This is a genomic window from Hymenobacter oligotrophus, from assembly GCF_003574965.1.
GTDB classification, from domain to species: domain Bacteria; phylum Bacteroidota; class Bacteroidia; order Cytophagales; family Hymenobacteraceae; genus Solirubrum; species Solirubrum oligotrophum.
In genome coordinates this window covers 1,854,438-1,878,576 of the sequence record NZ_CP032317.1, presented here as the reverse complement: position 1 = coordinate 1,878,576, position 24,139 = coordinate 1,854,438, and the positions used below count along the sequence as shown (strand labels likewise).

Sequence of the window (24,139 nt, the reverse complement as noted above, 5' to 3'; positions counted from 1 at the left end):
CGCACGGCCAGAAGCTGGCCAACGCTACCTTAAAATTACATTGATAGTAGAGCAATGCACCTATCGCGCATCGCTCAATAGCCTACATACTCGTTGGGTGAATACAAGTGCGGCAACGAGTATGTGCGAAGGTGCGCTGGTGGATAAGTAAGTGGATAATCTTCAAGGTCATTGCCGCTACCGCGAGTGCATCAACTCCACCAACTCGTCGAAGGTGCGCAGCAGCACCTCGCGGCCGTCTTCCGGCTCGCCCTCTAAGCGGCGCTCAAACACCTCTCGCTCCGAAAAGTCGTGCAGGCTGCGGGTGAGTGGCTCGGCTCCGGTTTCGCCGAGGGGCCGGAGCGTTACGATGCGGAAATGCCGGCGGGCCAGCACTTCAATCTGCTTGCGGTCGAGCTTCTCGATAACCTTGAGCAACTGCTCGGCTACCTCGAGCTGGCCTATTTCGGAGCGGATTTCTACATCGGCCCAGGCGGGCAGGGGCAGCCCGGCGTTGTCGTAGGCGGCAAGCTGGTTTAATACTTCCTCCAGGTCGCCGTGGAAACGGACGAGGCGGCGGGAGGTAGGCACTGCAATGGCCTCGATGCGGGGGCAGCCCGTGCCTTTGAACTCGAGCAGCAATACCTGCTTGGGGTCGTGGATTTCGGAAAACGACAGCGGAATGGGGGAGCCGCTGTAGCGGATATGCTCGCGGCCGCCCACACGCTGCGGGCGGTGCAAGTGACCTAGGGCCACGTAGTCGAAGCAATCGGAAAAGTGGTCGGCCGTTACCTGCCCTAGGTTGCCCACGTGAATGGTGCGTTCCGAGTCGGAAGCCGACCCGCCGGCGGCGTAGAGGTGGCCGGTGGCTAGCACGGGCAAGCCGTTGGCTTTGTGCTGCCAAACCCGCTCGCACTCGGCCACGCGAGCGTAGTGGTCAGCAATACCTTGTTTAATGCGGCTTTCGCGCTCCTCGGCGGTTTCGCCGGGCAGCGAGAGGCGCACGTCACGGTCGCGGAGGAAAGGAACGGCGCACACCACCAGTCCGGGTTGGCCCGTGACGTCGTCCAGTATCAGCACTTGGTCGTCGAAGCAATCGGGCACGCAGCCCACCACGTGCACGCGCAAGTGGCGTAGCAGGCGGGCCGGGGCATTGAGCGTGGCCGGCGAGTCGTGGTTGCCGCCCACAATCACTATGTCGCGGCAGTAGGTTTGGCGCAGCTGCACCAAAAAGGAGTAGTACAGCTCGAGCGCGGCGCTAGAGGGCGAGCCGGTGTCGAACACGTCGCCGGCCAGCACCAGCACTTCCACCTGCCGCTCCTGCACGGTTCTCACCAGCCACTCCAGAAAATGGCGGTGCTCCTCGGTGCGCTCATGGCCGCTGATGAAGCGTTGGCCTAAGTGCCAATCGGCGGTGTGCAGGACTCTCATGCGGTGGTGGAAGAAGTAATGAACACCAAAAATAACGCTTGCCGCGTTGAATTTTGCCGCAATTTGTGGGCGTATATATTAGTAGAAGCTTGGTAAACCGGGTTACTGATCTTGGTTAGTAAACTGGTTTAGTTAGACCGCAGATTAAGCCAATGTTTTCGCAGAGGGTGCTGAGCTCCGCGACTTCTGCGTAAACCTCGGCGCCCTCTGCGGGCTAAAATGGAAAAAAAACAAAAGCCCCGACACGCGGTGAGGGCTTTTGTTGTCAGCATAAACAAGGACCGGCTTAGTGCACCGCCTGCTTCTGGAACTCCGTAATGGCTTCGCCTAGGTCGTACACGGGCACGCTGGGCAGCACAGCCTTCAGAATGCTGCTGCCGGCGGCCGAGCGGTAGCCACCGGCGCAGTGCACCAGTACAGGCTTATCGGCAGGCACTTCGTGGGCACGCTCGCGCAACTCGGGCAGCGGAATCAGCAAAGCATTGTCGAAAACGGGCTGCTTGGCTTCGGTGCGGTTGCGGATATCGACAATGGTGAACTGCCCGGGGTGCTGGCGCACTTGCTCCACATCAACTTCGGGCGCGGTAGCGGCCAGCTCACGCGGGGTAAGCAATGCACCCTTAATGTTGCTCTCGTAGCCGATTTTGGCAGTTTTCCGGATTACCGTGTCGAGAGCAATCTGCGAGTCGGCCACCAGGTAGAATTGCTCTTTCGGACCTAGGATGGAGCCCAGCCACGTCTCAAACTTGCCACCGTCCATCAGGTTGATGGCGCCGGGCAAATGGCCCTGCCGGAACTGCGCCGCCGGGCGGGTATCGATAATCGGAATACCGGCTTCGAGCGGAGCGCCGCCTTGCAGGTGCGGCACCGAGCGTATCGAATCCTCGAAGGCGGGCGCACCTTGCTTATTGATTTGCACGTCGCGGCCAAAGTACTTGGGCGCGAAGGGCTGGTCCTCGAGCAGCACGCGCACAAATTCGTCGCGCGACATGGGCTGCAGCGCGTAGTTGGTTTTCAGCTCCTTGCCGATGGTCGAGTCGAGGTCGGTGGAAGTGGTTTTGCCGCACAACGAGCCGGGCCCGTGGGCCGGGTACACCTTGGTGGTGGGCGGCAAGGTCATCAGCTTTTCGCGGGTGCTGTCGTACATCAGCGCGGCCAGCTCCTCGCGCTTGTGGCCACCCACGGCTTCGTCTTCGCGCAGATCGGGGCGGCCAACGTCGCCCACAAACAGCGTATCGCCGGTAAAAACCGCCCGAATGTTGGCAAACTCATCAACGAGCAAAATGCAGATGGAGTCGGGGGAGTGGCCGGGCGTGTTGATGGCGTGCAGCTCCACTTGCCCGATGGCAATCCGGTCGCCCTCGTCGAAGGGCTTGTGCGGATAAGTGGCCTTCACCAGCTTGCTCACGTAGATGGTGGCGCCGGTTTCCTCAGCAATTTCCAGGTGCGACGAGACGAAGTCGGCGTGGGGGTGCGTCTCGATGACGGCCACAATTTTGGCGTCCTGCTCGTCGGCGAAGTCGTAGTACGGTTGCGGGTCGCGGGCCGGGTCGATGACGGCCATGCGGCCGCCGCTGAGCACGGCGTAAGAGGCGTGGGCCAACCCTTTGTCGTAGAACTGGTGTATCCTGAAGGGTTGTGAGGAAGGCAGGGGACTCATGAATGTAGCGTAAAGTGACAATTGCCGCACCTAGGTGGCGCGGCCGCCCAACAGGCGGCTTGCCGGCAGCAAGCACCGCGCCGTTTGGGCGTGAGCTGACAGCCTGGCGGCCGGAGCCGGCGCAGGCTGACGTTGTCAAATATAACAATCCGAGAATCCTATCGGCCGGCGGCAGCCTTGAAATTTGCACCGCTTGCGTGTTTATACGCAGCTAAGCCGCTGCTTACCAAGCGTTACCACCAATAAATACGCCCTGGGTGGAGCTTTGCGGGCGCTGTTTGGCCGGAAAGTCAGCAAAGCACAAAAGCCGCCCCTAGGTTAGGCGCGGCTTTTGGAAGCGGTGGAGGTGGTGGAGAAGGAGCGAGGTGGAGGTTTAGTCGGCTTTTACCTTCGCTTTATTCTTGTCGGTTTTCACCTTCACTTTGTCGCCTTTGGCTTTCACCTTGGCTTCTTTCACTTCCTCGCGGCGCTCCAGGCGGTCTTCCATCTGGTCTTCGCGCTTGGCTTGGTACTGGGCAAACTGCTCCGGCGTGAGCACGCCGCGCAACTGCTCGTCGGTGCGGGTGCGGGCTTCCTGCACTTTCTGACCTAGGGCCTGGCGGTCGGCGTTGCCGGGTTGGTTTTGCGCGCGCAGGGTTTCCATTTCGGTGGCCTGCGTCAGAAAGATGGCACGCGCACGAGCTTGCTGGTCGGGCGTAAGGCGTAGTTGTTTGGCAAGGCGTTGGGCCTGCATATCGGCGCGCTGCTCGGGCGAGAAGCGGCCTTGGCCTTGGCCGCGGCCCTGGTAATTGCCGGGGTTGGGCGTACCGGCGTTGGCGCTCGAGGGGTTTTGGGCTTGAGCGGTGGTAAAGCCGAGGGCCGCAACCGTCAGCAACAAAAGCATCTTTTTCATGGCAAGCGTGTCTGTGAGCAAATTTGCTGGCTTAGAGGGCAAGCCGGCCTTTGGGTTTAATTGGCTTGCGCAACCTAGGGCAACTTCCGGGCCAAGCTAGCAGCAAGCCGGATTCTGCCTATATTCGGGCCCCGACGTGTCCGTTTCCGGCCCAGTCTGGTGCTCCACGACCATCTTCTCTCTAAATATTCTCCCCATTCACTCTCACTAATGGCAAACATTTTCGCCAAAAAACCGCTCGCTCAGCTGTTGGGCGAAGCCAATGCCTCCGGCGAAGGCGCGCTAAAGCGCACCCTGGGCGCGGCTAACTTGGTGGCACTCGGCGTCGGGGCTATCATCGGGGCTGGCCTGTTTGTGCGCACCGCTGCGGCGGCCGCGCAGGCATCGGGTCCGGGCGTTACGCTTGCATTCATTGTGGCCGCTATCGGCTGCGCCTTTGCAGGCCTGTGCTACGCCGAGTTTGCGGCCATGATTCCGATTGCCGGTTCGGCCTACACCTACGCCTACACCACCATGGGCGAATTTGTGGCCTGGGTTATCGGCTGGGCCCTGATTATGGAGTATGCCCTAGGTGCCGCTACGGTATCCATTGCCTGGAGCGAATACCTGAACAAGCTTTTGGAGGCGCTACACATAGCGCCCATATCCTACGAGTTCAGCCACTCGCCCTTCGAAAGTGCCGTTGTTGACGGCGTAACGCACTCCGGCATCATCAACCTGCCGGCGCTGCTCGTCATCGTGGTGCTGAGCTTGCTGCTCATCAAAGGCACGCAGGAATCGGCCACCCTGAACGCGTTTCTGGTGGTGCTGAAGGTGACCGTGGTGCTGGTGTTCATCGCCGTGGGCTGGCAGTACATCAACCCCGCCAACCACACGCCCTACCTGATTCCCGAAAACGCCGAGCCCGTGAAAAACGCTGCCGGCGAGGTAGTGCGCGAGTACACCGCCTGGAACAAGCACGGCTGGGGTGGTATCCTTGGCGGCGCCGCCATTGTGTTCTTTGCCTTCATCGGTTTCGACGCCGTATCGACTGCTGCGCAGGAAGCCAAAAACCCCAAGCGCGACATGCCCATCGGCATTCTCGGTTCGCTGGCCGTGTGCACCGTGCTCTACATCCTGTTCGGCCACGTGCTGACGGGCGTAACCAACTGGCGCGAGTTTGCCGACCCGGCCAAGGGCGGCGAGGCCTCGGTAACCTACGCCATCGAAACGTACATGACGGATTACAAGTGGCTGGGTACGGCCGTAACGGGCGCCATCCTGTTCGGCTTCACCTCGGTAATCTTGGTGATGCTCATGGGCCAGTCGCGCGTGTTTTTCTCCATGGCCAACGACGGCCTGATGCCCAAGGCGTTTTCTGAACTGCACCCCAAGTTCCGTACGCCCTACAAGTCCAACCTGGCGCTGCTGGTGTTTGTGGGCGCGTTTGCGGCCTTCGTGCCCGGCTCCTTGGCCGGCGACCTTACCTCGTTCGGTACGCTGCTGGCCTTCGTGCTGGTGTCGGCGGGCGTGTGGCTGATGCGCCGCACCGACCCCGATCAGCCGCGTCCGTTCCGTTCGCCGCTTTCGTCGGCTGCGTTTCCGCTGGTGCCCTTCCTGGGGGCGGCCATCTGCCTGGGCATGATTGTAGCCCTCGATGCCAACACCCTGAAGCTGGCCTTGGGCTGGATGGTGCTCGGCTTTATCGTGTACTTCATCTACGGCAAGCGCAACTCCAAGCTGCAGAAAGGCATTGTGGTAATCCCGACCGAAATGGAGGAGCAAGCCTTCATCGAGCCCGACCCCAAAAACGCCTAGGTCGTTTTTTAGGATTAAATAGCAAAAGCCCCGCCGGTATCCCGGCGGGGCTTTTTTGTGCGGGTCGCACCGTTCTACTTGCTCACCGGCTGCACTTCGCTTTTCAGCTTAAGCACCCGGTCGCCGTTTTCCTGCACGATAAGAAATGCCGGGTTATCGGGAGTGCCGTGGCGGGTGATGTCGGCGCCTTTAATGGTGCGCGTTACGGGCTCTTTAAAGGACTGTTCGATTTTGCCAACGGCCGAGCCGGTGCCGTATTTCCAGGAAACGCGGGTGCCTTTGCGCATATGGTTGGGTGTTAAAAGGTGTCTGACATCAACTCACTTACGCAAAGCCGCGAAACTCGGCTTTGCGGGGGCTGCAACCATTGCGGGCCGGGCAGTTTCTTTGGCTACCTTTAGAGGGTTCACTCCCCTTCATTTCCCCCGTTTTTTCGCATGCGAAACCATTTACGCCTGCTAGGCTTGGTGTTCGGGCTGGCAGCAGTTAGCCCGGCCTGGGCTCAGGTAACGTACCCGCGCAACGGCGTGTACGACGAACGACCCGGCCTCTTTGCCTTCACGCACGCCACCATCTTCACCGACTACAAAACCCGCCTCGACGATGCCACGCTCGTGATTCGCGACGGCAAGGTGGAAGCCGTGGGCAAAAACGTAAAAGTGCCTACTGGTGCGGTAGTGCAGGATATGCGCGGCCGCCACATCTACCCGGCTTTTGTAGAAGCGTACTCCAGCTATGGCCTGCCCGAAGTAAAGCCCGCCGATAACCGCGGCCGCCGTGCCCAGGGGCCGCAGTTCGAAAGCACCAAAGCCGGCGCCTACGACTGGAACCAGGCCGTGCACCCCGAGGTAAATGCCGCCGAGCTGTTTAAGGTAAACGACGAACAGGCCGAACAGCTGCGCAAGCTGGGCTTTGGCGCCGTGCTCACGCACCAGGCCGACGGCATTGCGCGCGGTACTGGTGCCTTGGTAGCGCTTAGCTCGGGCCGCAAAGAGGGCGAAGTGCTGCTGCTCGACCGGGCCGCCGCCGCCTACTCCTTCGATAAAGGCACCAGCACGCAGGACTATCCCTCGTCGCTGATGGGCAGCATTGCGCTGCTGCGCCAAACCTACCTCGACGCCGATTGGAACCAGCGCAACCCGCAAAAGGAGCAAAACCTGTCGCTCAGGGCCCTGAACGAGCAGCGCCGCTTGCCCCAAATTTTTGAGGTGCGCGATAAGCAAAGCCTGCTGCGTGCCGACCGCGTGGGCGACGAGTTCGGCCAGCAATACATCATCAAAGGCCGCGGCGACGAGTACCAGCGTATCGACGACGTGAAAGCCACTAAGGCGCCGCTGATTCTGACGCTGAACTTCCCCGACGCCTACCAGGTAGACGACATTTACGACGCCACGCGCATTGCGCTGGAGGACCTGAAGCACTGGGAAATGGCCCCGGCCAACGCCGCATTGCTGCAAAAAGCCGGCGTACGTTTCGCGTTGTCGTCGGCTGATTTGAAGGACAAAAAGAAGTTCTGGGCGAACCTGCGCACGGCCGTGCGCTACGGCTTGCCCGAGCAGGAAGCTCTGCGCGCCCTCACGGCCACGCCGGCCGAGTTGCTGAAGGTGCAGGATAGGGTAGGAGCCCTAAAGCCCGGCATGGAAGCCAACTTCCTGGTAACCTCGGCGCGCCTGTTTGCCGACGACAACGTGTTACTCGACAACTGGGTACAGGGCCGCCGCTACAAGCTAAGCGAGATACCTGCCGATTACCGCGGCGTGTACGCCCTGCAAATCGGCCAACAACCCGAAGTGCGCATGCTGGTAGCCGGCAAGCCCGAAGCACCCGAGCTGAAAGTAGCCGTGGCACCCAAGGACACCGTGCGCGGCAGCCTGAGCGTAACCGGCGACCTGGCAACCATTGTGTTCGCCCAGAAAGGCAAAGCCAAGGGCCAAACGGTGCGCCTGAGCGGTTACTACACCGCCGAGGGCCGCGTGTTTCAGGGCGAAGGCCAACTGCCCGATGCCAGCCAGGTGAAGTGGACGGCCCGCCGCCTCGAAGAAGCCAGCCGCGCCGCCAAGCGCGACTCGGCCAAAGCCCCCGAAGTGCCGCAGCTGGGCGGCATGATGTACCCCTTTGTGGCGTACGGCCGCACCGAGGTGCCCAAGCAGGAGGTGGTGCTGATCAAGAACGCCACCGTTTGGACCAACGAAAAAGACGGCCGCCTGGAAGGTGCCGATGTACTCCTGAAAGACGGCAAGATTGCCAAAGTAGGTAAGGGCTTGGTAGCGCCCAGCGGTGCCCGCACCGTCGACGGCACGGGCAAACACCTCACGCCCGGCATCATCGACGAACACTCGCATATTGCCATCAGCGAAGGCGTAAACGAGGGCACCCAATCGGTTACCTCGGAGGTGCGCGTGAGCGACGTGGTGGATGCCGAGGACGTGGACGTGTACCGCGACCTAGCCGGCGGCGTGGTGGCGGCGCAGCTGCTGCACGGCTCGGCCAACGCCATTGGCGGGCAATCGGCCATCATCAAGATGCGCTGGGGCATGCCCGGCGAGCAGTACAAAATCCAGGACACGCACGGCTTCATCAAGTTTGCCCTAGGTGAAAACGTGAAGCAAGCCAACTGGGGCGACCTGAACGTGACCCGCTTTCCGCAGTCGCGCATGGGGGTGGAGCAGGTGTTTGTGGATGCCTTTACCCGTGCCAAGGAGTACCAGCAGGAGTGGGCGGCGTTCAACAAGCTGGGCAAAGGCAAGCAGAAAAAGGCAGGCGCCCCGCGCCGCGACCTGGAGCTGGAAGCCTTGGTTGAGATTTTGGAGGGCAAGCGCAACATCTCGTGCCACAGCTATGTGCAAAGCGAGATTAACATGCTCCTGAACGTGGCCGAGCGCATGGGCTTCAAGGTGAATACCTTTACGCACATCTTGGAGGGCTACAAAGTGGCCGACAAGATGAAAGCACACGGCGCTACAGCCTCCACGTTCTCCGACTGGTGGGCTTACAAAAACGAAGTGCGCGATGCCATTCCGTACAACGCTGCCATCATGACGAAGGTGGGCCTGAACGTGTGCATCAACTCCGACGACGCCGAAATGTCGCGCCGCCTCAACCAGGAAGCCGCCAAAACCATCAAGTACGGTGGCCTTTCGGAGGAAGAAGCGCTGAAGCTGATTACGCTGAACCCGGCCCGCGCCCTCAAGCTCGACAAGCACATGGGTTCGATTAAGGAAGGCAAAGACGCCGACGTGGTGCTCTGGACGGCCAACCCGCTGAGCATCTACGCCAAAGCCGAGCGCACCTTTGTGGACGGCCGCCAGCTGTTTGATCTGGAAAGCGACCTGCAACTGCGCCAGCTGATGAAGCAGGAGCGCCAGCGCCTAGTGCAGAAGATGATGGATGCCAAAAAAGGCGGGGCGCCCACCCAAATGGGCGTGCAGCGCCAAACCGGCCATTTCCACTGCGACACGGTTGGCGAAGACAAAGACCTCGATCAGTAAGCCCGGAATGCGCCGCTAGCCAATGCGGCGCCACCTCAACTTAGTCAGACACACAAAAGCCATGCGCTTTACGCATAAATTATTTACCCTAGCCCTGGCCCTAGGTGCCAGCGCCACCGCGGCGCTCGGGCAGGTGCCCACGCCGGCCCCCGCGCAAGCCAAACCCATACTGCTGGTGGGCGGCACGCTGCACGTGGGCAACGGCACCGTTGTAAACGATGCCGCCGTCGCCTTCGATAAAGGCCGCATTACCTACGTGGGCGCCCAAAACGGCTTTGCTGCCGACAAGGCTGCCTACGAGGTGGTGGATGTGAAAGGCCAGCACATTTACCCCGGCCTGATTTTGCCGAACACCACCCTAGGTCTGACGGAAGTCGACGCCGTGCGGGCCACCGTCGACTCGCGCGAGGTGGGCGTGTTCAACCCCAACGTGCGCGCCCTGATTGCCTACAACACCGATTCCGACATCATCCCGACGCTGCGCACCAACGGGGTGCTGCTGGCCCAGGTAACACCTAGGGGCGGCATGATTTCGGGCCAGAGCTCGGTGGTACAACTGGATGCCTGGAACTGGCAGGACGCGGCCGTGCGCGCCGACGAGGGCATGCACCTCAACTGGCCCGCCATGGTGCTCAAGCTAAACGCCGCCGAAGAAGCCCAGGCTGTGCAAAAGCGCCAAGACGCCCGCGACCAGCAGCTGCGCGACCTGGAAAGCCTGCTAACCGAAGCCGCCGCTTACCAGCAACTGCCCAAAGGCCGCAAAGAAAACCTGCGCCTCACGGCCTTAGGCGGCTTGTTCGACGGCTCCAAAACGCTGTTCATCCACGTCGACTACGGCAAGGAAATGATTGAGGCCGTACGCTTTGCCAAGCGTTTGGGCGTGCAGAAAGTAGCTGTGGTAGGCGCCCGCGACGCCTGGATGGCTCTCGATTTCCTCAAGCAAAACAACGTGGCGGTGGTGCTCTCGCGCATCCACGCCCTGCCGCGCCGCGCCGACGACGACTACGACCTGCCCTACAAATTGCCCGCTATTTTGCAGCAGGCCGGCATCCCGTTCTGCCTCGATTACCAGGGCGACATGGAAATACCCGGCTCGCGCAACCTGGCCTTTATTGCCGGCACGGCGGCCAATTTTGGCCTAAGCAAAGAGCAAGCCCTAACGTCTGTAACCCTGAGCCCGGCCCGCCTAATGGGCCTCGACAAGGACTACGGCAGTTTGGAGCAGGGCAAAAGCGCCACATTGGTGGTAAGCACCGGCGACTTGCTCGATATGCGCACTAACAACGTAACGCGCGCCTACATCGATGGCCGCGCGTTCAGCCTCGAGAACAAGCAACTCTACCTCAACCGTAAGTTCAGCGGCAAGTACGGGCTGTAACCCGCCCGGGCCGCCCGCCGCTGTTTTGGCAGCGGGCGGCCTTTACCAATTTGAACAGCCACTGCGCCGGGCACATCGGCACGCAAACGTGCGCGCGTACGTATTTATCGAGCCAGATACTTAGTGGCTGCTTGCCAATTGAGAATTGCAGGCTTGTATATTGGCCGGGTGTTACTACGCCGATAAACTAAGCATTAGCATACCGTGTGCAGCGGCTTTGCCGTTTATACCCCACCGTTGCGCCGTCGATTGTACCGTACTTTGCGGTACCATTTTGCAGCGTAACCAGCTCTCCGTATAAATACCCGCATGTTTGGCAACAGCCTAGGTGACCCTTCCATGAGCAACACTACCGGAGCCGCAAGCCAAGTCCCGGCCGGCGCACTTTCTGTATTGCTGGTCGACGACCACCCCCTGGTGATTGAAGGCCTGAAAGCCCTGCTGAACGATGCCCCCGACATACGGGTGGTGGCTACGGCCGGCGGCGGTGCCGATGCCCTGCTGCGCCTGCAAGAAAACCCGGCTATTCGCGTGGCCATCGTTGATTTGAACATGCCCGGCATGACGGGCGTGGAGCTGATGCGGGCCATCCGGACGGCGCACCCCGCCGTGTGCACCATGGCGCTGTCGGTTTTTCACGATCACAGCTCTGTTACCGATGTGCTGGAAGCAGGCGGCTCGGGCTACGTGCTCAAAAACACCACCAAACCCGAGCTAACCGATGCTATTCGGCAAGTGGCCTCGGGGCGCACGTACTTTAGTGCCGAGGTGGGCGCGGCGCTGCTCCAAAACCTACACCGCAACGGCGCCAACCACCACGATGCCCGCGAGGACAAACCGGTGGAGCTTACGGCCCGCGAAATGGAGATTCTGCAGCTAATAGCCCGCGAGTACCCCAATGCGCTCATTGCCGAAAAGCTATTTATTAGCGAGCGAACGGTGGAAACCCATCGCAAAAACATCCTTACCAAAACCAATTCCAAATCAGTGGTAGGCTTGATTCAGTACGCCCTTAAGTACAAGCTCATCAACAACTCATAAGGGGCGGCAAAAGAGAGGCGGCGTTGCATAGCAGACCGTTCGGCAGCAGTGCCGAACGGTCTTTTGCTTTAGATTAGATTGAATTGGATAAAATTACTTTTTCGCGACAGGCTCAACCATAGTCGACGGGCGCCCGTATTGCGTCTGCGAATGCGGTCCGGGCATCTACGGCCGGTTTGCCTTCCGGGCTGGTACTGAGTTGGTTGGTACGTACTGGCACGGAGGGTAAATTACGTAATGATACGGATGGCGTAGCAACAAAATATTCTGCTATCTTAGCATCGTTCAATAAATTAAAATTTAGTTTATAATCGTGATTGACCTCTGAGAGTAGCTTACGCTTACCACACCCAACCTCTTTTCCAACAACCTAAAACACGAGAACGAACATGGCATCAAAGATCCTCTCCTTCATCTGCCACGTACCCGGTGTAATACCTGGCGCTTATCCGGCTGTGCCCACTTCGAGCACTACCACCACAACGGCGGCTGCTCCCAAAAGCAGCGAGCGGCAACCCATCGACAACAACGGCGGCGGCCACTTTACGGCCATTTACGAGAACGACAAATTTGTGCGCTTCAAGTACATCCACAATCCTGCATGAAAACACACTGACGCTATTTGCCTTCGGCAACCTTATTGCGCATCGCCCACTGGTTTAGGCCGGTTGGGCGATGTTGCATTTAGGCGGAAAGCCCGCGGCACGGATTTCGCCTAACTTGCGCACCGTACTAAGTGTGCCGTGTTGCCTTATGCCGATTGCCTCTGTATTGTTGCGTAGCTGGGTGGTGGTGCTGTTGTGGATGTGTGCAGCCCTAGGTGGCCACCAAGCCACTGCGCAAAATGCACCGGTGCCCACCGAGGGTACTTTTTACGGCGTGGTAGCGCGGGCCACCGGCCGGGCGCTGGAGGTAAAAGGAGCCACGGCCGAAGCCGGCGCAAGCGTAGTGCAATGGGAGTTTACGCAAGCCCAAAGCCAGCAGTGGCGCTTTGTGCGCATCAGCCCGGGCAGCGAGTGGTACCGCATCGAGGCGCGCCACAGCGGCAAATGCCTCACGCTGGAGCGCCCCGACGAAAACGCCCCCGTGGTGCAGCGCCCTTACACGGGTAGCTTGTACCAGCAGTGGAAGCTAGTAGCCGCAGGCCCCGTGGGCTGCGCCCAAATCGTAAGCCGGGGCAACGATTTTTGCCTGGCTGTGCCCAGCACCGATAAGCTCAACGGCACCGGCATTGTGGGCCAGCGCGCCCAAACCAAGGCCACGCAGCAGTGGCGCATGTTTCCGCTGCGCCTGCAACTGGCCGAAACCGCCCGCACGTTTGGCAAGCCCGCGCCCCTAGGTGCGGCCGTCAACACGCCGGCCAACGAGCTGCACCCAGTACTCACGGCCGATGGCAAAACCCTGTTTTTTGCGCGCACGCGCTTTGCCGGCAACACCGAAGGCAACACCGAATCGGGCGACGTATGGACAAGCCAAACGACCGACAACGGCCAATCCTGGAGCCCGGCCACCCGCCTCGATGCCCTGAATACGCCGCAGCACAACGGCGTGCAGGCCGTGCTGGCGGGCGGCAACGCCCTGCTGGTGCGCGGCTGGTACCAATCCGATGGCACCTCCAAGGACGAGGGCGTGTCCAAAACGCGCCGCGTGGGCAGCACCTGGGGCAAAACGGAGTCGGTGGAAATCCTGAACTACTACACCACGGGCACCTCCTCCACGTTTTACATGACGCCCGACGAGAAGGTGCTGCTGCTGAGCCTCGAACGCGCCGACGGCCAGGGCGCCAACGATTTGTACCTCAGCCAACCCGACCGCGACGGCGGCTGGACGGAGCCGCGCAGCCTGGGTGGCACCGTAAATTCGCCGGGCTTTGATTTTGCGCCTTGGCTGGCGCCCGATGGCAAAACGCTGTACTTCGCCTCGTACGGCCACGCCGGCTACGGCAGCGCCGATGTGTTTGTGTGCGAGCGGCTCGACGATACCTGGACGCGGTGGTCGGAGCCGCGCAACCTAGGGCCCGTGGTAAACGGACCCGGTTTCGACGCTTACTTTCAGCTGGGGCCCGAGGGCAAATCGGCGTACTGGGCGGCGGCCCGCACCACCAACGGCCCCGCCGACATTGTGCGGGCCGCCGCCGGCCTCGTGCCGGCCCCCGATACCGTGCCGACGCCAGCGCCGGTGGCAGCGGTTGCGCCCGTGGCTGCGGCTCCGGCGCGCGGCTTTGTGCAAGGCCGCGTGCTCGATGCCCGCACCCGCAAGCCTGTGGTGGCCGAGGTAAAAGCCCAGCGCCTAGGTGGCGACATCGTGTTCAACGCCACGGGCCGCACCGATGCCTCGGGCGGCAACTACCAGTTTAGCCTGCCCGCGGGGCGATACCGCGTGGCCGCTACGGCTGGTGGCTTCCTGACGGTAACCGACACCATCACGGTATCGGGCCCGCTCACCATGGATTTGCTCGTGATGCCCGCCGCCGTGGGCTCGCGCCTCGAGTTGCCCACCATCATTTTTGCGCAGGGCAAAGCCAACCTGCTGGGCACCTCGTACGCCGAGCTGAACCGCCTGGCCCGCACGCTGCAGGACAACACCTCGGTGGAAATCCGCCTCGAAGGCCACACCGATAACCAGGGCGACGCCGAGAAAAACCGCTTGCTTTCCGAGCAGCGCGTAGCCGAGGTAAAACGCTACCTCGTGAGCCGAGGCGTGCCGGCCGAGCGCATCAGCACGGTTGGCTACGGCGGCACCAAGCCCCGCGCCAGCAACGAGCGCGAGGAAACTCGCCGCCTCAACCGCCGCGTCGAGTTCACCATCACGAAGCAATAGGTCTTCGGTTGTCGGTTGTGAGTTGTCGGGTTTTAGTTTTGGTTGGTGGTTTTTGGGTGTTCGTTTAAGGGCTGATCAGGTGGCGCTTTGCACTTGGCTAGTCCGTCCTGGTAAGCGCATTACCAACGGCCCCGGCCCCGGTTGCGTAGCGGCATAGCGCGTTGCAGGCCGATGGGGACCGTTTCAGGCCGCTGGGACTGTCGCACTAACAACCCAACTAACAACTATCAACTGAAAACTCCTATGCGAGCCACCATTCAGCGCGAAGTATCATTGCCGAAGCTGCCCTCGGCCTCGGGCATTGAGGTAGTGGGCGACTTGGCCTACATCATCGGCGACGACGCGCCGTTTTTATACTGCCTGAGCGCCCGCGACTTAGTGGCCGGCAACCCCGTGCAGCTTTTCGAAACGGCGCATTTCAGCTCGGGTCGCATCCCCAAAGACCTGAAGCCCGACCTGGAATGCCTTACGGCCGTTACGCTGGCCGATGGGCAACGCGGATTGCTGGTGATGGGCTCGGGCGCAACGGCAGCGCGCGAGGTTGGCTTTTGGGTAGCGCTTGGGGCCGGCACTCCGCCCGCCGCCACGGTGTACCCGCTTTCGCTCACGCCGCTGTACCAAGCCCTCAAGCCGTTGCTGCCCACGGGCATTACGCTGAACCTGGAGGCCGCCGCAGCTACCGCCGATACCCTTTTTCTGATGCAGCGCAGCGTAGGTACCGACGCCGGCAACCTCGTGTTCCGTTGCCCCCTAGGGGCCGCCCTCGATTTTGTGCAGCACCGGACGGCGCAACTGCCCACCATCGGCGTGCAGCGCTACACTTTGCCAAACATCAACGGCAAACCGGCGGGCTTGTCGGGCGCTTCGGTGCACAACAACTTGCTGTTTGTGTCGGCTTCGGTGGAGGATACCACCGACCCCGTGGCCGACGGCGAAGTGCTCGGCAGCTTCGTGGGCATCATCGACGCGAAGCAGCACAGCCGCAAGACTTTGGACGTACGCATGGCGCGGCTGGTGCAGCCCAACGGACAACCGTACCTGGGCAAAGTGGAAAGCATAACTGTACGGGGCGAACTCGGCCGCGGCTGCTACGAACTGCTGCTGGTAACCGACGACGACCAGGGCGGCTCCACGGCTGTGGAGGTAACTTTGGCTACCTAGGGCGTCGCTTCGCCCCAACCACCTAGGCTGGTGGAGGGGCATCGGAGGCAGGCGGCACTTTGCGCAGCTGCCGGCCCAGCACCACGGCCGGGCCGCCGGCAAACCGCACCAGCATGGAGCCGTTGCGCCCGCGTAGGCATTTGCCGCGGCCATCGAGCACGGGCTGGCACAGCTGGCCAACCAGGGCCGAGCCCATCAGGCGGGCAAGCCGGTCGCCGAGGTAGCGGTAGGTGGTGAGTGGTGCGCTCATAAAAACACAAGGCCCCGCATCGGCCTGGTTGCGCCAACGCGGGGCCCGCAATGAGTTGTACTGCTGCGCTAGCGCTCCAGTTTCGCGCCGGGGTCGACGGCGGGCCGCTCCGGCGTGTTGCTTACGGCCCAGCCCGTGGCGTACATCCAGCGCGTCATGCGGGCGAGCTTGGCCATATCGATGCGCGCGGCTTCGTCGCGGGGGGTATGGTAATCGGGGTGGAGCAAGGTGGTGAAGAACAAGCCCGGAATGCCGGCGCGCACGTAGGGCAGGTGGTCGCTGCGGAAATACCAACCCTCGGGGTGCTTGGGGTCGTCCCAGGTGTTGTCGAGCTTGAACTTGGTGAATTGGCTGTTGGCTTGCAGGGCCATGTTCACGAGGGCCGTGGAGTTGCGGTGCGGCGGCACCGAGCCCAGCAGCGCGGCCGAGTCGGGGGCGTTGCGGCCAATCATGTCGCCGTTCAGCACGGCCACAATCGAGTTTTTGGGTACGGTGGGGTGCTCGGCGTACCAGCGCGAGCCCAGCAAGCCGCGCTCCTCGGCGCCGTGCCACACAAACAGCGCCGAACGGCGGCCGGGGTTCAGCTTCCAGGCGCGGCCAATGGCCAACATGGCCACGCTCACGGTGGCGTTGTCGTCGGCCCCGTTCCAGATAGAGTCGCCTTGCAAGGCCGGGCCCACGCCGTCGTGGTCGTGGTGCCCGCTGAACAGCACGTGCTCGGCGCGCAAGGCGGCGTCGGAGCCGGGGGCGCGGGCAATTACGTTGATGGACGGGTAGATGTAGCTATCGACTCCCAAAGTGGCCTTCAGCGTGGCCTTGGCGCGTAGCTGCGCACCTAGGGCTTGCCGCACCAGCAGCAAGGGCGTAGCTGGCGGGGCGGGCGCGGCCCCGGTGGCCGGCAGGTTGTAGGTGCCGTCTTTGTAACGAAAGCCCACGAACCCCAACTGCGGCTCGGCCGTGGCATCGGCTACCAGCACAATGCCCGCCACACCCTTGCTGCGCAGCGCCGCACCCTGCTGACCTAAGGCCGACAAGATGTAACGGAAGCCCCACAAACTCATTTTGGGCGCGGGCAGCGGCGTGGGCGGCAGCAGGCTCATGGCCACAATTTTGCCGCGTAGGTCGCGCCTAGCGGTGTCAGCCATCGAGTTCAGCCATACCACGGGGCCGTCGAGGCGCGCTTCTACGGGGTTGGTTACCCAGGCATCCTGCCACAAAGCCACCGCCTGCCCGTTGAGCTGCACCCGGCTATCGGCCGACACCTCCACGCGGCGCAGCGGGTAAAACTGAAAGTAGGTACCATCGGCACCGGCGGGTTGGAGGCCGGCGGCGCGGGCACGCTCGGCCACCCAAACGGCGGCGCGGAGCTCATCTTCGCGGCCGGCGCGGCGCCCGCGCAGGCTGTCGCTGGCCAGCTCAAACAAGTCGCGGCGCAGCTCGTCTTCGCGAATAGCGCCGAATGCCGGTGGCTCGGTAGGCGAGGCGCTGGCTTTGGCCGAAGTGCCCGGCGGGCGGGTGCCGCAGGCCGTCAGCAAGCTAAGCGCCGCGGCCAGCAAGGGTAACGTGTGTTTCATTGGGGGGGCAGGGTAGTGGTTGTAGGCGAAACAGCGGTGGGGCCTAGGTGCCAAAGCAGGATAGGCCGCTAGGCACCTAGGGCAAAGGTGCCAAGCTACTACGAAACGCGCACCGTGCTAAGCCGCACCGCCGCCCAACCCCGCGCCTAGCCGTGGCACCGGTTGGTGTTGAAACCCACCTGCCCAACCCAACCGACGCAGTTTGCCGATGGCGACTGGCCCGGCCAACTTGCCGAACAATAGGCATTTGCGCGCAGCATTAGTTGTCACGCGCGCCGCGGGCAACGCTGCTGTCGTACACAATTCGGAGTAGGCCTTACATGATTGCGGTTGCGCCCCAGTTCGGCACGTTCTTCGATGGCTGACCTGGCAGCGTGGGCGTTGCCGCTTACAGGCTGCTGACGTACAAACCAGGCGGCGCCGGCCGGGCTGCCGGCAGGCCCACTGCTTGTTTGATATTCAAAGCAATCCTTGTCGATGAAGCGCATTTTGTTTCCTGTTCTTGCCTTGGCCAGTCTCACGTGGGCTGCGTCGTGTTCGTCGAATGATTCGGCGGCCTCGCAGCCCGCTGTGGCCGCTGCCGCCGAGCACCACAACCACGAGCCAGCGCAAGCTGCCGCGGCCATTGCCAATGCCGCTTACGTTTGCCCCATGCACCCCGAGGTAACCAGCCCCAACCCCGGCAAATGCCCCAAATGCGGAATGGACCTGCAACCCAGCCCGCAGCCCGCCGCAACCACAGGCCCCGACTACCGCATGGATTTCCGGGCTACGCCGGCGCAGCTTGCAGCGGGCCAGCCCGCCACGCTCTCGTTCCAACCCCAAGCCGCCGCCGACCCAAAAGCCACTGTGCCGCTGGCCGTGGTGCACGAAAAAAAGATGCACCTCATCGTTGTGAGCAAGGATTTGGCAGAGTTCTACCACGAGCATCCCAACTTGCAGGCCTCGGGGCGCTACGAGGTGCCCTTCACTTTCAAAACCGGGGGCGAGTACGTGCTCTTTCAGGATTATCAGCCCGTGGGCAAAGCGCACCAGCTAAGCCGGCAGGTAGTGACGGTGGCGGGTGCGCCCAAAAAACCGGTGCAATTTGCTCAGGATCAGCTGCGCTGGACCAACGACGGCTACACCGCCGCCCTGTCTTTCGACAAACGCGTGCAGGCGGGGCAGCCGCTGGTGGTTGCGGCTAACCTGAGCCGCCAAGGCCAGCCCATCACCGATTTGGCCAACTACCTAGGTGCCAAAGGGCACATGGTCATCATCGGCGCCGATACCGAGCAGTACCTACACGTGCACCCCCAGCACGGCAACGGAAGCGGGCCTAAAGTGAGCTTTCAGACCACTTTTGACAAGCCGGGGCTGTACCGGGTGTTTCTGCAATTTAACCACGCCGGTAAGGTCCGGACTGCCGATTTCACGGTGAACGTAGCGCCGGCCACATCTTAGCGGCCACCCGCTGCAGCGGGGCTTTTGGGCGGCCGGGCCTGGGCGGGTGCGGCGGGTAGTTAACGCATTTGTGATGCTGAGGTCATGTTCGCGTCATGCCCCAGCCCGAGCTTTGCCAGCGCAAAATCTCCCTTTCTGCGCTATGAAAACTTCCCTTTTGCGGTGGGTACGGCGGCTGGCAGCCGCTGTGCGTCCCGGCCCAGTACCCGAAACCGACTGGTTTGTATGAAGGGTGCTTTTGGCTACCGGCCGGGACACCTGGGCTACCGCCGCGCCGTGGCAACGCAGCCCACGCGCCCATTGCCAACCAGCACCTCAACCGGCCCGGAGCCCCAGCGGGTGCCCCAACCGCCGCTGCATCAGGCCGCTTAACTAGGTGTAGCTGCGCACCATACGCCCAGCCTAGTACACCACTTCCAAATTCAGGCCGCAGCAAATTAGTTAGCTGCCGACTCGAGGTAACGGGTTTGGGTTAGCTCCTCGCTCACTTGCCACAACTGCCGGCCCACCCGCGGGTCCTGCGAGGACGCATCGGAATCTACCTGGGTGGGGTAACCGCGCATTTGCCGAAAGCCGGCCGGCCCGATGAACTCGCCGCCCCCTAGGTTATCGGCCAGCGCGGCGTACAGCACTGGCCAGGCACCTTGGCTGGCCGGCTGCAGAAACAGGCTGCCCAGCGGCCGAATAAGGGCAGGAAAGTACTGATCGAGGTTGGTTTTGGCCAGGCCCGGGTGCGCAGCCACCGAGCGCGTGGGCAGGCCTGCGGCGACCAAGCGGCGTTGCAGCTCGTAGGCAAACACCAGGCAGGCCCGCTTGCTTTGCCCATAAGCCTTGCGCCGGCTGTAGCCCTTCCCGGCATGGAGGTCGGCAAAGTCAATTTCGGCCCATTTGTACGACAAGCTGCTTAGCGTAACCACCCGCGAGCCGGGCGTGCTGCCAAGCCTAGGCAACAGCAGGCCTGTGAGAGCAAAATGACCTAGGTAGTTGGTAGCCAATTGGTTTTCGAAGCCGTCGTCGGTTACCTGGTGGGGCGGCATCATAACGCCCGCATTGTTGATAAGCCAATCCAGCCGCGCGTGGCGCTGGCCAAACGCGCCCGCAAAGTCGCGCACGCTTTGCAGGCGGCTTAGGTCGAGCGGCAAAATTTCGGTTTGGGCACCGGGCGCCGCCGCTTGTATGCGGGCCTGGGCTTTGGCGGCCTTGTCGGGGTTGCGGCAAGCCAGCACCACGTGGGCACCTTTTTGGGCCAGGGCCAAGGCGGTTTCGTAGCCCACGCCGCTGTTGGCCCCAGTTACGATGGCCACGCGGCCAGGCTGCGCGGGCACTTGTGCTACGCTCCAGTGTTGGGTCATGGGCAACAGAAAAAGTTAGAGTACGCTGAAAAGCTTGATGGCAGCGGGTTTGATGGTGGGGCCGTGTTCAATTACGGCCGGCGCAAAATCCGGCTTGCCAAACGGTTTGTAGTTGTTGCCAAACCCAATGGGCTCCTTCGGGATACCTAGAAAATTCTGGTCGAGCCGGCCGTTGCCGTTCGCGTCTTGGTAAATCGACACGGCGTATTTCCCGTAGGGCACCGCCAAGGTAGCTTGCGAGGCGGCACCATCGGCGGGCAGCGAAATCCGCCGAAACGGCGTCTGCAGCCATTCCGCCTCGGTTCGGTACAGCTCTACCACTATCCGGCCCCGGGCCGGCTGCGCATTCCGGATTTGCAGTTGCAAGGGCGCTTGCTGAGCGGCAGGCCTAAAAGCGGCTGCGGCTAGCAGAAGCACAGAAAACAAAGCTAGGTGGTGGCGTTGCATGTGGCTATTGAACGGAGCGTGACAAGCCGGCCGAATGGCCGGGCTTGGGTGCCTGCGGCGAGGCTCTGCAAAGCTGGGGCACCCGGCCGCTTGGCCGTTGGCAGAAATCCGGCCGGTACCCGGACAAACCGGGCCAATTGCGCAGGCTAACCGGCGGCGCACGGCAGCAGCGCGCTGCGGTAGGCGCGGGGCGTTTGCTGCGTTAGTTGCTTAAACAAGCGGCCGAAGTACGACGGGTCCGAAAAATTCAGCTCAAAAGCCACCTGGGCTACGTCCTTGGCGGGGTTTTGCAGCAGCACTTTGCTGTGGTTGATAACCATTTCGTTGATGTGCTGCTTGGGCGGCTTGCCCGTGGCGGTGCGCACGCAGCGGTTCAGGTAATTTTCCGAAACAGCCAGGGCATCGGCGTAAAAAGCTACGTCGCGCTTGCTCAGAAAATGCTCGTAGAGCAACTCCTTAAAGCGCAAGCTCAGCTCGGAAAGCCGGTCGGGCCTAGCCAGGGCAGCGGGCGAAGCTTCGGCCAGCTTTAGCACCAACGCCCGCAGCAGGGTGCAGCGCAGGTGCGTGGCGTAGGCGTTGGCGGCGTGGGGCGCAGCCAGCAGCTCGCAGCAGCGGGCAAGCCACTGCATATCGGCCTCCGAAACCGAGTGCTTCGGGTAAAAAGTAAGGCGGTGAAGCAAGGTGCTGTCGGCAAAAACTTGCGGCAGCAGCGCGCTATCGAGGTAAACGTAGTAACCCGCCGTATCGGGGTCAATCGATTTGATGGCGTTCAGGTGGCCTTCTCGAATAAACAACACGTCGTTGGCTTGCAGGGTCAGCAGCTCGTTGTCGACCTGCTGTTGCCCGCCGCCGGCCTGAATCAAGAGCAGAAAGTTGTATTCGGCCCGAAAAAGCGGCGTGGGCGGCTGAATGAGAGCCGGGGCCATGGCCAGCGGGTACACCCGGATGGCGCCTTGCTGCGGCTCGGTGCCAGCGGCCATGTACTGTGCCGCAAACCCCTCGAAGGAAACAACGGCGGCGTTCTTAGAACTCATGCGTTTGGCGGGCTGCCTTAGGTTGGGCTGCCCACGCTTTAGCAACCAATAAGGCCGCCGCTGGTTCGGCGGGGCGGCCGCCCTAGGTTGGGAAACCGCTAGGGATGTTGCAGCAGGCCGCCGCGCCTCAACCTAGGGCCGAAGGTGGTCAACGGGCAATTGTCGGCTGGTTTGCTTCTGCTTGTGCAGCGGCGACAGTTCCGCTGCTCCAACTGATGCCAACGCACCGAATGCAATCTGTAGCAGTACTGGCTGACCAATTCAGCAATAAAGCCGAAAAGCGGCCCTGCCAGTTGTACTGGAAAGGCCGCTTTTCGGCTGATTTGGAGGTTTTACCTCCTAAAAGTACCCAGAGCCGGGGTCGAACCGGCACACCTTGCGGTATTGGTGTTTGAGACCAACGCGTCTACCGATTCCGCCATCTGGGCTTATCTCGTTCCCACGACTCAGGAACGGGTAGCAAACTTAGAGAGACTTTCGCGAATGCGCAAGAGGTAGCGGCGTTTCAAGTAATAAGTGCGCACTTGCTGCAGGGCGGCGGGGCGGTGTTCTTCGGGTAGCTCGGTGTAGCTCGCAAGCACCGGTCGAATGTTGGTTTCTATTTCATTCTCAATCCGATCTACCTCCGTTTGCACGCGCGCAGCTACCCCGGCATCGGGCTCAAATTCCAGCTCCATCAGCTGCTCGTTGAGCTCCATAACTTCCATTAAAAAATCTGCGGGAAGCTCTTGTTTGCCTTCTTCGAGCAGGCCGTGGCGCTGTAAAATGTACTGCAGGCGCTGGTCGTAGCTCGAGAGGGTGCGGTAGGCATTGGTGTTTTGCGTGGATAGCTCCAGCATGCGCTGCTGCTGCTCGGGCGCGGCCGTGGCATGAAAGTCGGGGTGATACTCGCGGCTGAGCGCGTAGTATTTTGTTTTGAGGGCCTTTTCGTCGGGCAAGAAGCTTTCGGGAAGGCCGTAGAGGGCAAAGTAGTCGGGCTGCATAAGGCAAAGCGCACGGCTTAAGGCCGCGCGAAACGGTGAACGGAAGCTGGCTGCGCACCAGCTGTGCCGGGCAACAACGCGCTCCTAGGTATGGTTTGGCTACAACACCGAATCGGGGGGTGGCAGCTGGGCGGTTTAGGCCGTTACGGGGTGTACGGAAAACGCCACGGGCGGGGCGGCAAACAGGCGCTTGGTGGCTGGCCACACCTCCCCAAACAAAGCGGAGCGGCGGTAAGCATCGAGGTGCTCGGCCGAATCCCAGTGGCTGTGGGTGCAAAACACGTTGGGGGCGTCGGCATCTTGCCAGAGCTCCATGTGGCGGCAACCGGGTTGCTGCCGAATGCGGTCTTCGGAAGCCCGGAATACGTTCAGGAAATCCGTTACGGCTTCGGGCCGGAACGTCAGGCGCACAATGCGAACGAGCATAGCTGGTAATCGTTTGGGTGGGGTGGCGGGGGCCCTAGGTCGCAAATGCCGGCTGCGCCGCTGGCAGCCAGGCCCGGCACGCTACTCCTGGGCAAACCGTACATCCACCTGCGAATCGAAATGCAGGCCGAGCAGCTCGGAAGCGTTGCCCTGGTTTACGCCGATGCACAGCGCGCCTTCGCTGTTGAACACGCACACGGCATCGCCGGGGTCGGCAGCTTGGTAGTGCGTGGCAATCTGGCGCACGATTTCGCGGGAAAAATGAATGGAGTACGACCGGTCGTGGCCCACGGCCTCCATGGCTGCGCGGGTGATGTTGGTAATGAGGTTGCCGTAGTGGTCGACGTGCACCACGTGGCCGGTAATGCGGTGGTCCTGCAGGCGCAGCTGGCGGTTGAGCAGCTGGTAGAGCTCGGTGCTGAGCGGCCCTAGGTCGGTGAGGGCGCCGCCTTTGGCCAGGTGCGCCGCGGCGGGCACCAGCACCTCGCGGGTGGGCGAGGCGGGCCACTCGGCCGGTTGCGGCAGCCGCACCAGGTCGTCGGGGCGGCCGTCGGTGAGCAAGGTCAGGATGCCGTTGTCGGCGGCCACAAAGTAGTGCCCGCGCCAAGCGGCCGCCAGCCAGCCGCGGCGGCCGGCGCCGTGGTCTTCAACGCCAATCAGGTGCACCGTGCCCTCCGGAAAATCAGCGAAAACCGACCCGAGCACGTGCACGGCCTGCGCAATGTTGAACGGCTCAATGGCGTGCGTAATGTCGAGTACGGGCACTGCGGGCGCCAAGCGCAGCAACTGCGCCTTAACGGCGGCCACGTAATGGTCGCGGTAGCCAAAGTCCGAAAGGAACGTTATCAGGCCCATTGACCGTTTTTGAGAAGAATGCGTACTATTGTTTGAACCCACTGCAGCGGCGGCAAAAGTAGGCAATCGGCCCCGACTGACCGCTCAGCAAGTTGGCCGCTTTTCTTCTCTCTCCACTGCGCCATTGG

Annotated in this window: 20 protein-coding genes and 1 tRNA gene; 8 read left to right on the top strand and 13 right to left on the bottom strand. The window is 61.9% G+C overall.

The annotated features are described in order from the left end of the window. Nucleotides 1-177: 177 nt before the first annotated feature. The 3 genes from sbcD to D3Y59_RS08010 all read right to left on the bottom strand — a co-directional run bounded on the left by sbcD (nucleotide 178) and on the right by D3Y59_RS08010 (nucleotide 3,962). Complete coding sequence (sbcD, locus tag D3Y59_RS08020) at nucleotides 178-1,410, bottom strand: exonuclease subunit SbcD (protein WP_119444585.1); 1,233 nt, start codon at nucleotides 1,408-1,410, stop codon at nucleotides 178-180. Between the two features lie 286 nt (nucleotides 1,411-1,696). After that, nucleotides 1,697-3,070, bottom strand: a complete 1,374-nt coding sequence (locus tag D3Y59_RS08015) for an MBL fold metallo-hydrolase (RefSeq protein WP_119444584.1) — start codon at nucleotides 3,068-3,070, stop codon at nucleotides 1,697-1,699. Between the two features lie 373 nt (nucleotides 3,071-3,443). Further along, on the bottom strand, nucleotides 3,444-3,962 hold the full coding sequence (locus D3Y59_RS08010) for a hypothetical protein (RefSeq protein ID WP_119444583.1): 519 nt from the start codon (nucleotides 3,960-3,962) through the stop codon (nucleotides 3,444-3,446). A 210-nt stretch (nucleotides 3,963-4,172) separates the two neighbouring features. Here D3Y59_RS08010 and D3Y59_RS08005 point away from each other — a divergent pair, with 210 nt between their 5' ends. After that, on the top strand, nucleotides 4,173-5,759 hold the full coding sequence (locus tag D3Y59_RS08005; RefSeq protein WP_119444582.1) for an amino acid permease: 1,587 nt from the start codon (nucleotides 4,173-4,175) through the stop codon (nucleotides 5,757-5,759). Nucleotides 5,760-5,833: 74 nt separating this feature from the next. On the opposite strand, the gene D3Y59_RS08000 is transcribed toward D3Y59_RS08005, so the two are convergent. After that, nucleotides 5,834-6,046 carry a hypervirulence associated TUDOR domain-containing protein gene (locus D3Y59_RS08000; protein WP_119444581.1) on the bottom strand — a complete coding sequence of 71 codons (213 nt, stop codon included), beginning with the start codon at nucleotides 6,044-6,046 and terminating at the stop codon, nucleotides 5,834-5,836. 150 nt (nucleotides 6,047-6,196) lie between these two features. Between D3Y59_RS08000 and D3Y59_RS07995 the strand changes: the two genes are divergently transcribed. The 6 genes from D3Y59_RS07995 (at nucleotide 6,197) to D3Y59_RS07975 (ending at nucleotide 15,647) form a co-directional block, all read left to right on the top strand. After that, nucleotides 6,197-9,247, top strand: coding sequence for an amidohydrolase family protein (locus tag D3Y59_RS07995; protein ID WP_119444580.1), 3,051 nt, complete (start codon nucleotides 6,197-6,199; stop codon nucleotides 9,245-9,247). Between the two features lie 61 nt (nucleotides 9,248-9,308). After that, nucleotides 9,309-10,625, top strand: a complete 1,317-nt coding sequence (locus D3Y59_RS07990; RefSeq protein WP_119444579.1) for an amidohydrolase family protein — start codon at nucleotides 9,309-9,311, stop codon at nucleotides 10,623-10,625. Nucleotides 10,626-10,964: 339 nt separating this feature from the next. Next, entirely contained in the window at nucleotides 10,965-11,666 is a 702-nt protein-coding gene (locus tag D3Y59_RS07985; protein ID WP_162910631.1) for a response regulator, read from the top strand. A 389-nt stretch (nucleotides 11,667-12,055) separates the two neighbouring features. After that, entirely contained in the window at nucleotides 12,056-12,271 is a 216-nt protein-coding gene (locus D3Y59_RS18255) for a hypothetical protein (protein WP_162910630.1), read from the top strand. 148 nt (nucleotides 12,272-12,419) lie between these two features. Then, complete coding sequence (locus tag D3Y59_RS07980; RefSeq protein ID WP_162910629.1) at nucleotides 12,420-14,486, top strand: OmpA family protein; 2,067 nt, start codon at nucleotides 12,420-12,422, stop codon at nucleotides 14,484-14,486. 243 nt (nucleotides 14,487-14,729) lie between these two features. Further along, nucleotides 14,730-15,647, top strand: a complete 918-nt coding sequence (locus D3Y59_RS07975; protein ID WP_119444576.1) for a DUF6929 family protein — start codon at nucleotides 14,730-14,732, stop codon at nucleotides 15,645-15,647. Nucleotides 15,648-15,669: 22 nt separating this feature from the next. Here D3Y59_RS07975 and D3Y59_RS07970 read toward each other — a convergent pair whose 3' ends face one another. Both D3Y59_RS07970 and D3Y59_RS07965 read right to left on the bottom strand, forming a co-directional pair. Continuing rightward, complete coding sequence (locus tag D3Y59_RS07970) at nucleotides 15,670-15,897, bottom strand: hypothetical protein (RefSeq protein WP_119444575.1); 228 nt, start codon at nucleotides 15,895-15,897, stop codon at nucleotides 15,670-15,672. Nucleotides 15,898-15,965: 68 nt separating this feature from the next. Next, nucleotides 15,966-17,471 carry a M28 family metallopeptidase gene (locus D3Y59_RS07965; protein WP_119444574.1) on the bottom strand — a complete coding sequence of 502 codons (1,506 nt, stop codon included), beginning with the start codon at nucleotides 17,469-17,471 and terminating at the stop codon, nucleotides 15,966-15,968. Nucleotides 17,472-17,948: 477 nt separating this feature from the next. On the opposite strand from D3Y59_RS07965, the gene D3Y59_RS07960 reads away from it, so the two are divergent. Then, nucleotides 17,949-18,914 (top strand): heavy metal-binding domain-containing protein, encoded by a 966-nt coding sequence (locus D3Y59_RS07960; protein WP_119444573.1) that lies wholly within the window; start codon nucleotides 17,949-17,951, stop codon nucleotides 18,912-18,914. 437 nt (nucleotides 18,915-19,351) lie between these two features. On the opposite strand, the gene D3Y59_RS07955 is transcribed toward D3Y59_RS07960, so the two are convergent. The 7 genes from D3Y59_RS07955 to D3Y59_RS07925 form a co-directional block, all read right to left on the bottom strand. Next, a complete protein-coding gene (locus D3Y59_RS07955) occupies nucleotides 19,352-20,266 on the bottom strand; it encodes an oxidoreductase (RefSeq protein ID WP_119444572.1) in 915 nt (304 codons plus the stop codon). Between the two features lie 15 nt (nucleotides 20,267-20,281). After that, complete coding sequence (locus D3Y59_RS07950; protein ID WP_162910628.1) at nucleotides 20,282-20,683, bottom strand: DUF2141 domain-containing protein; 402 nt, start codon at nucleotides 20,681-20,683, stop codon at nucleotides 20,282-20,284. Nucleotides 20,684-20,859: 176 nt separating this feature from the next. Then, on the bottom strand, nucleotides 20,860-21,747 hold the full coding sequence (locus D3Y59_RS07945) for a helix-turn-helix domain-containing protein (protein WP_119446380.1): 888 nt from the start codon (nucleotides 21,745-21,747) through the stop codon (nucleotides 20,860-20,862). 346 nt (nucleotides 21,748-22,093) lie between these two features. Continuing rightward, nucleotides 22,094-22,175: transfer RNA gene (locus D3Y59_RS07940), tRNA-Leu, on the bottom strand. Between the two features lie 18 nt (nucleotides 22,176-22,193). Continuing rightward, nucleotides 22,194-22,730, bottom strand: coding sequence for a Fe-S protein assembly co-chaperone HscB (gene hscB / locus D3Y59_RS07935; RefSeq protein ID WP_119444570.1), 537 nt, complete (start codon nucleotides 22,728-22,730; stop codon nucleotides 22,194-22,196). Nucleotides 22,731-22,865: 135 nt separating this feature from the next. Further along, the gene (locus D3Y59_RS07930) at nucleotides 22,866-23,156 is read right to left on the bottom strand and encodes a putative quinol monooxygenase (protein ID WP_119444569.1); all 291 of its coding nucleotides are present in this window, start codon (nucleotides 23,154-23,156) and stop codon (nucleotides 22,866-22,868) included. An 81-nt stretch (nucleotides 23,157-23,237) separates the two neighbouring features. Next, complete coding sequence (locus D3Y59_RS07925) at nucleotides 23,238-24,011, bottom strand: SAM hydrolase/SAM-dependent halogenase family protein (protein WP_119444568.1); 774 nt, start codon at nucleotides 24,009-24,011, stop codon at nucleotides 23,238-23,240. Between the last annotated feature and the right edge of the window lie 128 nt (nucleotides 24,012-24,139).

Coding starts and splice junctions, on each gene's coding strand:
- D3Y59_RS18255 (WP_162910630.1), top strand. CDS start 12,056: ATGGCATCAAAGATCCTCTCCTTCATCTGCCACGTACCCGGTGTAATA.
- D3Y59_RS07960 (WP_119444573.1), top strand. CDS start 17,949: ATGAAGCGCATTTTGTTTCCTGTTCTTGCCTTGGCCAGTCTCACGTGG.
- D3Y59_RS07965 (WP_119444574.1), bottom strand. CDS start 17,471: ATGAAACACACGTTACCCTTGCTGGCCGCGGCGCTTAGCTTGCTGACG.
- D3Y59_RS07985 (WP_162910631.1), top strand. CDS start 10,965: ATGAGCAACACTACCGGAGCCGCAAGCCAAGTCCCGGCCGGCGCACTT.
- D3Y59_RS07995 (WP_119444580.1), top strand. CDS start 6,197: ATGCGAAACCATTTACGCCTGCTAGGCTTGGTGTTCGGGCTGGCAGCA.
- D3Y59_RS07970 (WP_119444575.1), bottom strand. CDS start 15,897: ATGAGCGCACCACTCACCACCTACCGCTACCTCGGCGACCGGCTTGCC.
- D3Y59_RS07930 (WP_119444569.1), bottom strand. CDS start 23,156: ATGCTCGTTCGCATTGTGCGCCTGACGTTCCGGCCCGAAGCCGTAACG.
- D3Y59_RS07955 (WP_119444572.1), bottom strand. CDS start 20,266: ATGACCCAACACTGGAGCGTAGCACAAGTGCCCGCGCAGCCTGGCCGC.
- D3Y59_RS07990 (WP_119444579.1), top strand. CDS start 9,309: ATGCGCTTTACGCATAAATTATTTACCCTAGCCCTGGCCCTAGGTGCC.
- D3Y59_RS07945 (WP_119446380.1), bottom strand. CDS start 21,747: ATGAGTTCTAAGAACGCCGCCGTTGTTTCCTTCGAGGGGTTTGCGGCA.
- D3Y59_RS08015 (WP_119444584.1), bottom strand. CDS start 3,070: ATGAGTCCCCTGCCTTCCTCACAACCCTTCAGGATACACCAGTTCTAC.
- D3Y59_RS07975 (WP_119444576.1), top strand. CDS start 14,730: ATGCGAGCCACCATTCAGCGCGAAGTATCATTGCCGAAGCTGCCCTCG.
- D3Y59_RS08010 (WP_119444583.1), bottom strand. CDS start 3,962: ATGAAAAAGATGCTTTTGTTGCTGACGGTTGCGGCCCTCGGCTTTACC.
- D3Y59_RS07980 (WP_162910629.1), top strand. CDS start 12,420: ATGCCGATTGCCTCTGTATTGTTGCGTAGCTGGGTGGTGGTGCTGTTG.
- D3Y59_RS08000 (WP_119444581.1), bottom strand. CDS start 6,046: ATGCGCAAAGGCACCCGCGTTTCCTGGAAATACGGCACCGGCTCGGCC.
- sbcD (WP_119444585.1), bottom strand. CDS start 1,410: ATGAGAGTCCTGCACACCGCCGATTGGCACTTAGGCCAACGCTTCATC.
- D3Y59_RS07925 (WP_119444568.1), bottom strand. CDS start 24,011: ATGGGCCTGATAACGTTCCTTTCGGACTTTGGCTACCGCGACCATTAC.
- hscB (WP_119444570.1), bottom strand. CDS start 22,730: ATGCAGCCCGACTACTTTGCCCTCTACGGCCTTCCCGAAAGCTTCTTG.
- D3Y59_RS08005 (WP_119444582.1), top strand. CDS start 4,173: ATGGCAAACATTTTCGCCAAAAAACCGCTCGCTCAGCTGTTGGGCGAA.